This window comes from Lactobacillus sp. UMNPBX4, assembly GCF_002554115.1.
Lineage (GTDB): Bacteria > Bacillota > Bacilli > Lactobacillales > Lactobacillaceae > Lactobacillus > Lactobacillus gallinarum.
Genome location: NZ_PCZF01000008.1, coordinates 42,487 through 56,747 on the forward strand (window position 1 = coordinate 42,487; position 14,261 = coordinate 56,747).

The window sequence follows — 14,261 nt, forward strand, 5'->3', positions numbered from 1 at the left end:
TCTGATATTCCAAATAGGAGTAATCACATTGACTAGCTCTTACAGCTTAAGGACCTAGCCAGCCCTGTTTATTTTCTTTATTTTGCCAAAGCTAAAAGATTTAAAACCGCATTTTCATCTCGATCATTCTTGTAGCCACACTCATAACAGACATACTCATTATGTTTGGTACCATGCTTTTTATTGCCCTGCAAAGTGATCTTTTCCTCGCCTTTTTTGACATAACCGCACGCAGCACATCTTTGAGTTGATGGGTATGTTTTATCAGCCAAGATTAATTCTTTGCCATACCAATCACACTTATAAGTTAGTATTCGTCTAAACTTGCTAAAAAGTGATCTCTGCATTCCTTTTGAAGCTACATGCGTCATCATCATTTCTTTGACTGCCAAATCTTCAATTACAATTTGATCGTAATTATTAACAAGCTTAGTAGTAAATTTTTGTAATAGATCGTTTTGAATATTAGCTGCTTTGCGATAATCTCTTTGCAGTTTGGTTCTCACTGCAAAGTAATTATTTGATTTTGTAGCTAACTTACCGTTAACTTCTCTTTTACGTGCCAGCATTCTTTGATAATGCTTAATACGCTTATAGAGCTTTTGCAATTTAGCAGGCAGAATATTGATTTGCCCCTCGGTATAGTTAAAGTGGCCAACATTGACATCAACTGCTGTCTTTTGCTGGGTTTTAGCTTTTAGTTTAATTTCTTCTTCATAAGGAAGAGCCGCATAATAATCATCTTTTTCTTTGAAGACACTTACTACTTTGACTTCATCCATCTTTAGAGCTTCATAGCTTTTTAAATCAAACCAAGACTCTTTTGAAATGCTTCTTGGGCGATCAAGGCGAAGCCTGCCATTAACGATCTTAGCTCTATCAGTTTTAAAGCCTTGTCTGGGAGCTTTCTTAGATTTAAAACTAGGTATTCCCCAATCAGGTTGTGACTTATCAAAGAAGTTCTTCCAAGCATTAGCTAAGTCTTTAATCGCTAATTGTAAACATCTGGCAGACAAATCATATTGCCAGTCGGCTTTATTTGCGACTAGTTCATCACGGACTCTGCGTTCGTTAGGACTGGGATTATCTTTTTTGTTTAATGTATGAGCTTCATACATTAATTGCCAAGTTTCTAAGCCTTTATTCCAGCAGTATCGACGATAGTTGCATAGAGCATCAAGATGCTTTTGCATGGTCTTATTAACTTTTAGCTTAACTACTTGTGTCTTGATCGTCATTTAAGTATTCGCCTCTAATCTTTTTCTTGTACTTTCTTAAGCCATATAGTCTGCATGAAAACACATGAATTATACTTATCAGATCATCAACCAGTTCTTTATCAGGACTAGTGTCAATATTATTCAAAACAATTATTTCAGTCCCATGCTTTTTACATAGGTTTTCAAACCAATCATAGCCAAAACGGATAAATCTATCTTTATAAGTAATATAAATTTTATCTATTTTGTTGTTCATTACTTCGTCTAGAAGATTATTCCATTTTTGCCGTTTATAGTTTAAGCCGCTGCCAATATCGCTTATTTCTTCGTCTAATACGATACCTTGTGCGTTAGCGTATTGTCGAATATAGCTTAATTGATCTTTTAAGTCATCTTTTTGACCAGAAGTTGATACTCTGGCATAAGCAACTTGTTTTTTATTTGAGCTTAGACTATTTTTGCTCAAATATTGATTTATTTGATCTTCTGTATAGAATCTGCGATTAGTAGGAGAGCGCTTAGCTTTAAAAATACCCTTTCGATCCCATGTTTGGAGGGTTCTAGTGGTTATTCCTAAACGATCAGCGACATCTTTAGGTTTTAAAATTGTCATAATATTCACTTCCATGTTTAACTTTCTAATGAATATTATGGCAAATATTTCTATAATATTCTACATATTTCCATATTTTTGTTAACAGTTGATCAGCTCCTTTGTAATAATCCATTAAGTTGATTTTAGCACTTATGAGACTATAAAAATAACCTCGAAACTCAAACGTTTTCGGGGTTATTTGATTTTATTCACTTAAGTACTTAGGATCAATAAATTTATTGATCACGTTGTTAACTTTCTTTGAATTATCATACTTGCGGATAATGTTCAAGAAGTCTTCCGTGGTTGCTTGCTTCAAGTAGTAAGTTTGGTAGTAATCGTGTAAAGCATCAAAAAACTTATTTTCACCCATGGCTACTTTTAAAACAGCAGGGAAATCCATACCAAGTTCGTAAGCCATGTCTTCAGTATCAACACCTTTTGGTGGATTATTAACAGGGTAGTTGATGTAGCTGGCCTTTTGATTCTTATTAATGAATTGGTTAGCATTTTTTTAAGATCTTGTTAGCACGCTTGACGTTCTTACGAGTGTAGAACTTGCTGTGCATCAGTTTAGCACAGTAGGACTTACTCTTAGTGTAGGTCAAATCGTAAACGCCATTTTCAAGGAGGTTGGTAAGACCTTCGTCAAGCCAAGGTTCCATGTATTCGTCGCTGCCGACAGTGCCGTAGAACCATTGGTGACCAACTTCGTGAGAAACATCTTCAGTTAATTCATTATATCTATCAAGTGGGTGCTTCTTTTGTAAAAAGCCACTAGCGTCGATCATGATCAAGCCAGGATATTCCATCCCACCGGTATCTTTGCCAAGCAAGGTTTCAGTAATATCGATTTCTTTGTAAGGATATTTGCCGATCTTCTTGGTAAAAATGTGGAAACTGTCTTGAGCAGTCATTAAAGCTAGCTTGTTGTATTGCTTGCTGTTTTTGCTTACAAGGTAGTAGTCGTTGATTCTTACGCCGTTTGCATAAGCGTGATCAACCTTGAACTTGTTGGAAGCTGCGATGCCGACTTCACGCATGTTGTTGGCAACAATTGTGGTTTTACCATTCTTAGTGGTATTTTGACCAGAAGCTGCAACCTTGTAGCTCTTAGGTGCAAAAAAACTAACGTGGAAGTTGATTACAGCACTGTTGCGGTTTTCACCAGCATCGTAGTATGGGTGATAATTCCACTTACCGTTGCGATAATCGCTTAAGTATGGGAAACAGAATGACAGGTTATAAACCTTACCGCCGTTGATATTTTGGTAGCCAAAACGATCTTGTCTCTTAGGCACGCCGGTAACTACGTTGACAGTTAAATCAGTAGATTCACCTATATTTAGACTTTTGTTAACAAATAAATTGCTCTTGTCTTTACCGGTAGTGTAAGAAAGCTTTTGACCATCTGATGAAATGCTTTTAACTGAAGTTGTCGCATTTCTTGTAGCCTCAAAATGCTTGTGGTCGTATTTCAACACGCCGCTAGCAATATTTCTAACCAATAAATTTCTAACAGGTTCATTGCCGTTATTAACAACGTGCATGGTAACTTTTTCTGTTAATTGATTCTTGCGAGTGTCCAACTTCACGATCATGTTGTAATTTGTTGCCTTGATCGTAGGATCAGCCGTAGCTTGAACTTTTGAGTTGAAGCTAAATAATGCCGCAATGGTTACTGCACTCGACAATAAAAGTGTTGTTCTTCTTTTCATAATTTTCCCTCCAAGAAAAATTTACTCTAATTATTGGAAGTTATCGGCATAAAGTCAATCTATTTTTTGATGGTAGGATATAATTTGTGTATAAGTGAAAATGAATAGATATAAAGAAAGAAGATATATAAGAATGGTTAAAAGTATTACACCTCATTTGGTTTATCGCTTGAATGGGATGCACCATGTTGTAGCGCAAGTTGGTGTAGTAAATGGTGATCATGTTTTTGCCTTGCAACTTCTTCACAGTGCACATGATGTGTTGGTTTATAGAAAACATGAAGGTTTAACCAAGAACATCGATTATACTGATCCACACTTAGTAATGATGGGCTTTGGCCACACGCAAACCTGGGTACCAGCTAATGACAAGGATGAATATTTCGTAGGTGCTAAACCAAATTCAGGCAACTGGACTACTCAAATTGCACGAGTAAAGTACCCAAGACTTTTACCAGAAAGATATACTTCAAATACACAACTTCCACGTTTGTCACACTTGAATCACGTAACCGACGTTCCTTATGATGGTCATGATCACTTGCACAGAGTAGAAGCTTCAGTTTCACCAAATGGCAAGTACTTCATGATTGCTTCAATTTGGGATGATGGTTCAGGTCACTTTGGTTTGTTTGACTTAAATGAAGTAAACCAAAAGTTGAATGAAAATGGCACTAAGAACACGCCAATCACTGATTTACATTGCTTGAGTGCTTTCCACATCGACAACTTCGATAATCCAAGTGTTGCTCCAGATGAAGAAATGCTACAAATGATTGATTCAGTTCAAGGCTATGCTATTGATGATGACAAGAATATCTATATTTCTAACCAATTGTCACCAAAGATTAACCATGAAACTGGTGAAGTAACTACTTGGTCACGTAAGATTGTTAAGTTCCCATGGGGTGAAACAAACAGTGATAACTGGCAAGTAGCTATGGTTGATGGTATTGATTTACCAGATCGTTACAGTGAAATGGAAAGTATCCATGTTAATGCCGCAAATGATATTTACTTAACTGTGGCTTACCACCAAAAGTACATTAAGGGTGGAGAATATAAGTTAAGAACTTTGGAAAACCAAATTTTCCATATTACTGATTTGTAGAATAATAAAAATTTAACCAAGTAAAAAAGTGCTGATGTGTCTTTGCTTATGAAGACTATCAGCACTTTTTATCAGTAATTCTTTCTTTACCAACAGCACGTTGTTCGGAAGGATTATAACCTAACTCTTCAATTTCTTGTCTTTTTTCTTTGTTATTGATTTGAGGAAGAATATCCCAAAAGCTAGACTTGTTTTTCTTAATCTTTGAATTTCTGTTAGTTTTCATTGTTGTTTTCTTCATTTTCACTTTCTATAAATATAAGTATACTCTGAAAACCAAACCTATTTTTAGCTATTAAGATCGATTAATTCAAAATGAAATATTTTGTAAAAATATATGCAATTTATATGCGAACGATATATAATAGTATCAAATTCAGAAAGGAGTAAAAATTATGGCAGAAAAAACAACAGGACTTTATGTCAGAATGAATCCAGAAAAGAAGGAAAAGGCAGAAGCTATTCTGAAAAAGCTGGGGTTAAATTCAGCTACGGCAATTAACATGTTCTATGATCAGATTATTCTTCATAATGGTATTCCTTTCAGAGTAGAGATTCCAAATGCATGGGATAATTTGGATCAAATGAATAAATATGAATACGCCAAACTGCTTGACGAGCGCCTGAACACATTGACCGGAAGGGAAGATTTGCTTGGAGATGTCGCCAAGAGGCTTGATGCGGAAAAGAATGAAAAGAAAGACAACTAAGTTTTGAGGTAAAAATTATGATGGTAAGAATTATTATTGGCATTATTGTTGTTTTAGTTATTATGTATGTTTGTTTTGGTTTTAGAATCGTTCCACAAAATAATGAAGGTCTGGTTGAAACCTTGGGTAAGTATTCTAAGACAGTAAAAGCTGGATTTATCTTTGTCTGGCCACTTTTCCAAAGAATTCGCAAAGTTCCATTAGCACTTCAACCACTTGAAATTTCTAAGTACTCAATCATTACCAAAGATAACGCTGAAATTTCTACTAGTTTAACTTTGAACTACTTGGTCACTGATTCATACCGTTACTTCTACAACAACACCGACTCAGTTGAATCAATGGTGCAATTAATCCGTGGTCACTTGCGTGACATTATTGGTCGTATGGATTTGAACGCAGCCCTTGGCTCAACTAAGGAAATTAACGATCAACTTTTCACTGCAACTGGTGACTTGACTGATATCTACGGTATCAAGGTCGTTCGTGTCAACGTTGATGAACTTTTACCAAGTGCTGAAATTCAACGTGCCATGGACAAACAACTTACTGCCGACCGTGAAAAGACTGCCGCAATTGCTAAGGCCGAAGGTGAAGCTCGTACCATTGAAATGACCACTAAGGCTAAGAACGATGCTTTGGTTGCTACTGCTAAGGCCAACGCTGAAGCTGTTAAGACGCAGGCTGATGCCGATGCTTATCGTGTACAAAAGATGCAAGAAGCTTTGTCAAAAGCCGGCGAAGGATACTTCAGAAACCAGAGTTTAGACAGCTTCAACCAATTAGCTCAAGGTCCTAACAACTTAATCGTGGTTGGCAAGGATGAAATGACTGACTTGGGTAAGGTTCCCGCTTTGAAAAAGGTGTGGGATGCAAGCGACAATAAGAAAGATGAATAAAAATTAGCTCAATTCTCAAATGAGGATTGAGCTTTTTTATACTTTTAACGTATACCAGCATCAACATTAAGTAATTTTCACACTCTCTTGCTCGCCTTATACTTGTAGTAACAATTGAGAACAAGAGGGGAAAGGAAATTATGTTTGGTCGTACTTATTCAGATTTAGGTTCAGTTGTTGGACAAATTAATGGTGAAGATATTCGCGCAAATCAATTAGAGAGCCGTGGCTATGATTGGGAGAATGGTTATGGCACTCCATCCGATGGCCAAGATACTAATCGTGATGGTCAACCAGTTAGAAAATTAACTAAAGATGCCAAAAGCATCATTATCTTTTGGTCATGTTCTGGCTCAACTAAGCTGCTAGCAAGTAAAATCGCGCATGAAACTGATGCTGATATTTTAGAAATTACTTTAAGAAATCCTTATCCAGCAAATTACCGTAAAACGCTCAATCGCGCTAACTGTGAAAGAATTCAGAATGATCCACCAGAGCTCGAGATGCAGTTACCTGATTTGAGTCAATATGACACAATTTACTTAGGCTATCAAACTTGGACAATGACTTTGAGTCAGCCAATGAAGGCATTCCTACTTGAATATGGCGGCGAATTTTCTAATAAAAAGATTGCACCATTCCTTTCTGAAGGTGGCTATGGTTCAAGTGATAGTACTGAATTGATCCGTGAGTTTATTGCACGTGATGGTGGTAAAAATAAAAAGGTCGATTGGACATTTGTTGGTCCAGAAAATGTCCTTTGTGCTGGCATTACTGACAAGTTTAATGAAGCTGGGCAAAAGATTTTTGGTCCTAACCAAAGAGCAGCACAATTAGAAGGTTCAAAAGATTATGCATTGCGCTTCATGAGCGAATACAATATTCCAACGGCTCGCTATGAAACTTATGCCAGTGCTGAAACTTGTATTGCAGGTTTGAAGAACTTCGATTATCCAGTGGTGATCAAAGAAGATGGTTTAGCTGGTGGTAAAGGTGTAACCATTGCTCAGAACCAAGACGTCGCTGAAGAAACGATCAGAGAAATGTTTGCTGGTGGCCAAACTGCTGTCGTCCTTGAGGAATGCTTAGTTGGTCCTGAATACTCAATGTTCGTGGTTGTTTCGGAGGACCAATTCACCATTTTGCCAATGGCGCAAGACCATAAGCGAGTTGGCGATGGCGACAAGGGCCCAAATACCGGCGGTATGGGATCATATTCTCCTTTGCCACAACTGAAAAAAGAAGATCGTCAAAGAATGATCGACGAGATCGTGAAGCCAACGATGAATGGATTGGTTCAAGGAAACTACCATTATTGCGGTATTTTGTACATCGGTTTAATGATGACGGAGAATGGTCCAAAGGTCATTGAATATAACGTTCGCTTGGGTGACCCTGAAACTCAAGTTGTCTTACCTCGAATTAAAAATGATTTTGCAGAAGTGATCGATGCAGCGGTAAATCATGAAAGGCTGCCTGAAATTGAAGAAAACAATAGCTCTATCTTAGGCGTGGTTGTTTGCAGCAAAGGTTACCCAACGCATCCGGCTCCTAACGTGAAGATTGGCAAGTTGCCTCACGGCACTAATACTTATATCGATTATGCCAACGTGAAAGGTAATTTGAATAATCTGATAGATGATGGTGGCCGCCTGTTCATGGTAATTTTGGAAGCCGACAATCTAGTCCAGGCGCAGGATAATGTATATTCATATTTGAGTAAGCTTGATTTGCCAGATTGCTTTTACCGCCATGATATTGGCAATCGCGCTTTGAGAGATTAGATGTGTGAAGAAAGTCCCGGTTGGGGCTTTTTTGTTTTAGGTGGATTTAGTATAATTAATACGAACGCTCGGTCGCAGTAATGGGATCGATGATATATTTTTCTCCACGTGGGTGGAGGTGATCCTGAAGCGACTTTTAATAGAAGAACGAGTAATTAGTGTTCTCCACGTAAGTGGAGGTTTTGAAGATAATTAAAAAGCTCTTAGTTGTGAAAACTAAGGGCTTTTTCAGTAGCAGGAATATTGAGTTGTAGCGCTTTTTCTACGATAATAGAACTAAAAGTGATTTTTGATGAATCAAATCCTAACTAAATGAGGTGAATGATATGGATCCTGAAAAAATGAATTTAACGGAGGAGGATATCAAGAACAGATATATTTCACCTGCTATTTTTGAAACAGCAGGTTGGAAGAAAAAAGATTCTTTGATGGAATATTACTACACGGATGGTCAAATCAATGTTGTAGATGATGTAGCCAAACGTGGAAATGGTAAGAAAGTAGACTACTTACTCTTATACAAGCCTAATTATCCAATCGCAGTGATTGAAGCCAAGGATAGAAAGAAGCATGCATTACCAAGTGCAGGGTTGCAGCAAGGTATGGGATATGCCAGAGATTTACAAGTTCCATTTGCTTATTCTTCCAATGGGGATGCATTTGTTGAGCATGATATGTTGACAGGAAAAGAGAGAACTTTGACTCTTGATGAGTTCCCAACTAAAGAAGAACTTTGGAAGAGATATGTTAAGGAAAAGAAAATCTCCGACAAAGAAATCAAAGTAATTAACGAACCATATTATTCATCCAGAGATACTTATTCACCACGTTATTACCAACAAAATGCTATTAACCGTGTAGTAGAAAAAATAGCTAATGGTGATCGTCGCGCCTTATTGGTTATGGCTACTGGTACGGGTAAAACTTACACTGCTTTTCAAATTGTCTATCGTTTGTTAAAAGCTGGGATTAAGCATAGAGTCCTTTATTTAGCTGACCGTAATATCTTGGTTGATCAGGCAAGAATAGGTGACTTTAATCCTTTAAGTGACAAGATAACTAAAGTTCAAGATGGACATATGGATAGCGCATATCCAATTCAATTCGCTTTGTATCAACAATTGGCGGGAAAAGATGAAGATGTTGGTCATGAACCATTTAGACAACTTAAGCCTGACTTCTTTGATTTAGTTGTAATCGACGAAGCTCACCGTGGTTCTGCTAAAGCTGATAGTCAATGGCGTAAAATTTTAAATTATTTTGATGGCCCTAATGTAACTCATTTAGGTATGACGGCCACTCCTAAGAATGATAAAGAAGCTTCGAACATCCAATACTTTGGTGATCCAGTTTACACATACTCACTTAAGCAAGGTATTGAAGATGGTTTCTTGGCACCATATAAGGTTATCAGAGTTAATTTCAATGTGGATATTAATGGCTTCCGACCATTTAAAGGCGAAAGAGATAAACATGGTCGCGAGTTTGACAAGAAGTTATATACAACACGTGACTTTGATAAAAGTCTAGTCATTGATGAACGTACCGAAATGGTTGCTAAATATGTAAGTAAATATATGAAGGACAACGATCGACGTTGGGATAAAACTATTGTCTTTTGTGAAGACATTGAGCATGCTGAAAGAATGCGTCAGGCTTTCGTGAATGAAAATACCGATTTAGTTGCTCAAGATTCACGTTATGTTATGAGAATTACTGGTGATGATAATACAGGTAAAGCACAATTAGATAACTTTGAAGATGTTACAAGTAAAGTTCCAACAATAGTTACAACTTCTAAATTGTTGACTACCGGTGTTAACGTAAAAACTTGTAAAACTATTGTGTTAGATTCAAATATTAATTCCATGACAGAATTCAAGCAAATCATCGGTCGTGGTACTCGATTAGATACTGATCATGGCAAGAGCTACTTTACGATCATTGATTTCCGTGGAGTATCAAGATTATTTGCTGATCCAGCATTTGATGGTGAACCAATTGAGATAATTGATGGCAATAAAGGCACAGGCTCTCACAAATCTCATCATTCTGGTGTATCAGATTCTGCTAAGCAAAAATATGAAGTAAATCGTAATGTAAAGGTTTCAAATGCTGAAACTCAATTCTTAGATGAACATGGTAACCTAATCACCACTTCTCTGGTTGACTACACTAAGAAGAATATTCTTGGTGAATATGCTACATTGGATAATTTCCTTCAAGCTTGGAATAAAGCTGATAAGAAACAAGTGCTGCTTGATGAGATGGAAAAGCATGGCATTCTCTATAAGGAAATCATCAAGCAAAAGGGTATCAGGGACATGGATCCATTTGATCTCATGATTCATCTTGCATACAATCAAAAACCACTGACTAAGTCAGAGAGAATTAAGAATGTTAAAAAGTCAGGTATTCTTGATAAATACCAAGGTGCTGCTAGGGAGATTCTTGATGCTTTACTAGAAAAATATAAAGATGATGGAATTACTGATTTGGAAAGTAATAAGGTATTAAGTTTACCTGAATTTGAAAAATATGGTGGTGCCGTTAAGATCATTTTGTCCTTTGGTGGCAAAAAGAATTACGAAGATACTATTAAGAAAGTAAAAGAAAAAATCTATAGTTAGGGAGTTTATTAGATGGCAGGTACAACTACTCAGTTTGTTAAGAGAATAAGAGATATCATGCGTAATGATCCAGGTATCAATGGTGATGCGCAGAGAATTGAACAACTATCTTGGATCTTATTTTTGAAAGTTTATGATGATCGTGAACTTGTTTGGGATATTGATCAAGATAATTATGAGTCAATCATTCCTGAAGGGATGCACTGGCGTGAATGGGCTCACGATAAAAAAGATGGTAAGGCATTAACTAGTGATGAATTATTAGATTTCGTTAACAATAAATTATTGCCTACATTGAAGAATATTACTGTAACTAATGAAACTCCTATTAGTAAAGCCATCGTTAAAGATGCATTTATTGATGCTAATAACTACATGAAGAATGGTGTTTTATTGCGCCAAGTAGTTAACGTAGTTGATGAAGTTGACTTTACTGATCCTAAAGATCGTCACTTGTTTGGTGATATCTATGAAAGCATCTTAAAAGAACTTCAAAGTGCTGGTAGTTCTGGTGAATTCTATACTCCTCGTGCATTGACCGACTTTATCGCAGAAACTTTAAAGCCAAAATTGGGTCAAAGAATTGCTGATTTGGCTTGTGGTACTGGCGGCTTTCTTGTTAGTGCCTTAAATATCTTAAATAAACAAGTTAAGACTGTTGAAGATAAGGAACTCTACAATAAAGAAGTTTTTGGTATTGAGAAGAAAGGTCAACCATATATCTTGGCCGTAACCAACTTGCTTCTTCATGATGTTGATAATCCAGATATTGTTCACGGGAACTCGCTCGAAAAGCGTGTTACTGAATATACTGACAAAGATAAGTTTGATTTGATTATGATGAATCCTCCATTCGGTGGATCAGAATTACCTATTATTAAGCAAAACTTCCCTACAGATTTACAAAGTAGTGAAACTGCTGACTTATTCTTAGCACTGATCATGTATCGAATTAAAGACAATGGTAAAGTCGGTGTAATTTTGCCAGATGGTTTCTTATTCGGTAACGACGGTGCAAAACTTAACATCAAGAAACGTATGCTTAAGGACTTCAACCTTCATACTATTATTCGTTTACCAGGTAGTATTTTTAGTCCATATACTTCTATTGCCACTAATATTTTGTTCTTTGATAAGACAGGTCCTACCAAAGAAACTTGGTTCTATCGTTTAGATATGCCTAAGGGATACAAGCACTTTTCTAAGACTCGTCCAATGAAGCTGAAACACTTTGATCCTGTGCGTGAATGGTGGAATGATCGTCATGAAATTCAAGACGAAAATGGTAATTATAAGTCTAAAGCTTATACTCCTGAAGAATTAGCTAAGAATAATTACAACTTTGATTTATGCGGTTTTCCAACAGAAACTGAAGAAGTATTGCCACCATTTGAATTGATGGATAAGTATCAAAAAGAGCGCAAAGAATTAAATGCGAAGATTGATAAGCAATTATCCATTATTAAACAATTGCTTGAGGAGGACGACTAATGACCCCTGAACAATTAAGAGCTTCAATTCTGCAGTATGCCATGGAAGGCAAGCTGGTTAAGCAAGATCCTAACGATGAACCAGCTAGCGAATTAATACAAAAGATTAAAAGCCAAAGAACTAGATTAGCTAAAGAAAGCAAGATCAAAAAAAGTAAGAAATTACCTTTGATTACCGACGACGAAAAGCCTTTCGATATTCCAGATAACTGGGAGTGGGCTAGGTTAAATGATTTAAGTGAGAATGTACAATATCCATTTGCAGATGGTCCTTTTGGAAGTAATTTAAAAAAAGAACATTATACCGATAAAAAAGAAGTAAGAATAATTCAATTAAGTAATATTGGTGAACGTGGTTGGAGAGATGCTAACCATCGATACACAACTTTTGAACACTTAAAAGACATAAAAAGAAGTGAAGTTGAAGCTGGAGATATCGTAATTGCTAAAATGATGCCAGCTGGTCGAGCTATTATAGTTCCACAACATTTAGAGAAAAAATTTGTATTATCTTCAGATGCTGTAAAATTTGTACCTAATAAGTTGCTGTATAAAGATTTTTTATATTTTGCTATTAATTCTTCAGTTTTTAAATCACAAGTTGATGCTGAAGTACAAGGAATTACCAGAAAACGTACTAGTTTGACTAAAGTTAAAAAATATATTTTGCCTATTCCACCATTAGAAGAACAAAAACGTATTGTAGCAAAGATTAAAAAATTAATGCCTTTGGTAGATGAATATGCTGAATCATATAATCGTCTTCAGAAGATTGATAATGAATTTGAAGATAAATTAAAACAATCTGTCTTGCGGTATGCAATGGAAGGTAAGCTGGTTAAACAAGATCCTAGTGATGAACCAGCTAGTGAATTAATCAAGAAGATTGAAAATAAAAAAGCTGAATTAATCAAAGAAGGCAAGATTAAGAAAAGCAAGAAGCTACCTGCAATTACTGATGATGAAAAGCCGTTTGATATTCCTGATAGTTGGGAATGGGTAAGATTAGAAAGTATATCAATTTTAAAAAATGGAAAAACACCTAAAAAACAGGATATAAGTTTTAAAGGAAAATATCCGTATTTTAAAGTTAGAGATATGAATAATAACAGAATATACATGAAAAACGTTAAAAATTATGTAGGTGATAAATATAAAAAGCAACTTATGCCTAAAGATACAATAATATTTCCTAAAAATGGAGGAGCGGTATTAACTGCTAAAAAAAGAATTTTAGTAGAAAATTCTTTGGTAGATCTTAATACTAGTGGAATAATTCCTTTAAGTCCTACTTATTATAAATATATTTTTTACTTATTCAGCAGTCTAGACATAAGAAATTACGTCAAAGGTACAGCTCTACCAACTATTGATTCTAAAAAACTCAAAGCAACTCCTGTACCTTTGCCTCCATTGAAAGAACAAAAACGGATCGTAGCAAAAATCCAAAAACTCCAAGATTCAATAAGTAGTTTATCTAAATAAAACAAAAAGTCGCAGGATTCAGTGTCCATGCGACTTTTATATATGTTTGAATTAATTAATGTATTTATAATTTGAATTATAAAATTCATTTGAATCTAGAACAAAGACTACACCATCGCCATCAGTTAAGCCAATACTTTTATTATCTGTTCCTTCAATAAAGCGAGCATCATCTGTACCATACAATTCATTAGCTATAGTTAGCACCTGCTTTTCTGCCTCAGGTGTCCAATCTGTTTTACGAGTATTATCTCTGGTTGAAAGTTCAACAGTTAATGTAGGCTTTTTCTTATTTTCGGCATCACCATCTAAGTTGTCCGCTGCTGTATTTATATCAGAAATCACTTTCTTAATATCTGCTACTGTAGCAGGTTCTGTTTGGCGATTGGCTAAATAATCTTCAGCTTTACTAGTGGCTGCTTCAAGTGGTTTTCTCTTAACCCAAGTAGCATCATCAGTGTTAATAAATTCCAATTTTTGTAATATACGACTTAATTGTTCGTAGTCATCTTTGGTAGCTAACGGACCATTATCTGTATTACCTGAACTATCTGTATTGTTGCCACTTTGATTTCTATTTGTCCGAATTGCGTATCAACCTTGCGGTAATAAGCACCAT

The 14,261-nt window shown here is 35.9% G+C and carries 11 protein-coding genes and 1 pseudogene; 7 read left to right on the plus strand and 5 right to left on the minus strand.

Annotation, left to right across the window (positions count from 1 at the left end):
- Positions 1–77: 77 nt before the first annotated feature.
- The 3 genes and pseudogenes from CP355_RS02750 to CP355_RS02760 all read right to left on the minus strand — a co-directional run bounded on the left by CP355_RS02750 (position 78) and on the right by CP355_RS02760 (position 3,533).
- The gene (locus CP355_RS02750) at positions 78–1,238 is read right to left on the minus strand and encodes an RNA-guided endonuclease TnpB family protein (protein WP_087176141.1); all 1,161 of its coding nucleotides are present in this window, start codon (positions 1,236–1,238) and stop codon (positions 78–80) included.
- Positions 1,213–1,833 carry an IS607 family transposase gene (locus tag CP355_RS02755; protein ID WP_056940766.1) on the minus strand — a complete coding sequence of 207 codons (621 nt, stop codon included), beginning with the start codon at positions 1,831–1,833 and terminating at the stop codon, positions 1,213–1,215. The genes CP355_RS02750 and CP355_RS02755 overlap by 26 nt, the downstream gene beginning before the upstream one ends.
- Before the next feature lie 187 nt (positions 1,834–2,020).
- Positions 2,021–3,533: pseudogene (locus tag CP355_RS02760) on the minus strand (M1 family metallopeptidase).
- A 133-nt stretch (positions 3,534–3,666) separates the two neighbouring features.
- On the opposite strand from CP355_RS02760, the gene CP355_RS02765 reads away from it, so the two are divergent.
- Entirely contained in the window at positions 3,667–4,644 is a 978-nt protein-coding gene (locus CP355_RS02765; RefSeq protein ID WP_098043848.1) for a class III bacteriocin, read from the plus strand.
- Between the two features lie 58 nt (positions 4,645–4,702).
- On the opposite strand, the gene CP355_RS10175 is transcribed toward CP355_RS02765, so the two are convergent.
- Positions 4,703–4,885 (minus strand): hypothetical protein, encoded by a 183-nt coding sequence (locus CP355_RS10175; protein ID WP_143468453.1) that lies wholly within the window; start codon positions 4,883–4,885, stop codon positions 4,703–4,705.
- Positions 4,886–5,039: 154 nt separating this feature from the next.
- Between CP355_RS10175 and CP355_RS02770 the strand changes: the two genes are divergently transcribed.
- From CP355_RS02770 to CP355_RS02795, 6 genes are all read left to right on the plus strand, one after another.
- The gene (locus CP355_RS02770; RefSeq protein WP_025005298.1) at positions 5,040–5,354 is read left to right on the plus strand and encodes a type II toxin-antitoxin system RelB/DinJ family antitoxin; all 315 of its coding nucleotides are present in this window, start codon (positions 5,040–5,042) and stop codon (positions 5,352–5,354) included.
- A gap of 17 nt (positions 5,355–5,371) precedes the next feature.
- Entirely contained in the window at positions 5,372–6,253 is an 882-nt protein-coding gene (locus tag CP355_RS02775) for an SPFH domain-containing protein (RefSeq protein WP_098037018.1), read from the plus strand.
- Positions 6,254–6,393: 140 nt separating this feature from the next.
- Positions 6,394–8,037: a phosphoribosylamine--glycine ligase gene (gene purD, locus CP355_RS02780; RefSeq protein ID WP_098043849.1), complete on the plus strand. Its 1,644-nt coding sequence runs from the start codon at positions 6,394–6,396 to the stop codon at positions 8,035–8,037.
- 326 nt (positions 8,038–8,363) lie between these two features.
- Positions 8,364–10,667, plus strand: coding sequence for an EcoAI/FtnUII family type I restriction enzme subunit R (gene hsdR / locus CP355_RS02785; RefSeq protein WP_098043850.1), 2,304 nt, complete (start codon positions 8,364–8,366; stop codon positions 10,665–10,667).
- Positions 10,668–10,679: 12 nt separating this feature from the next.
- On the plus strand, positions 10,680–12,158 hold the full coding sequence (locus CP355_RS02790; protein WP_098043851.1) for a class I SAM-dependent DNA methyltransferase: 1,479 nt from the start codon (positions 10,680–10,682) through the stop codon (positions 12,156–12,158).
- On the plus strand, positions 12,158–13,642 hold the full coding sequence (locus CP355_RS02795; RefSeq protein ID WP_098043852.1) for a restriction endonuclease subunit S: 1,485 nt from the start codon (positions 12,158–12,160) through the stop codon (positions 13,640–13,642). The genes CP355_RS02790 and CP355_RS02795 overlap by 1 nt, the downstream gene beginning before the upstream one ends.
- Positions 13,643–13,693: 51 nt before the next feature.
- Here CP355_RS02795 and CP355_RS02800 read toward each other — a convergent pair whose 3' ends face one another.
- Positions 13,694–14,116, minus strand: a complete 423-nt coding sequence (locus tag CP355_RS02800; protein WP_098043853.1) for a hypothetical protein — start codon at positions 14,114–14,116, stop codon at positions 13,694–13,696.
- Positions 14,117–14,261: the final 145 nt, after the last annotated feature.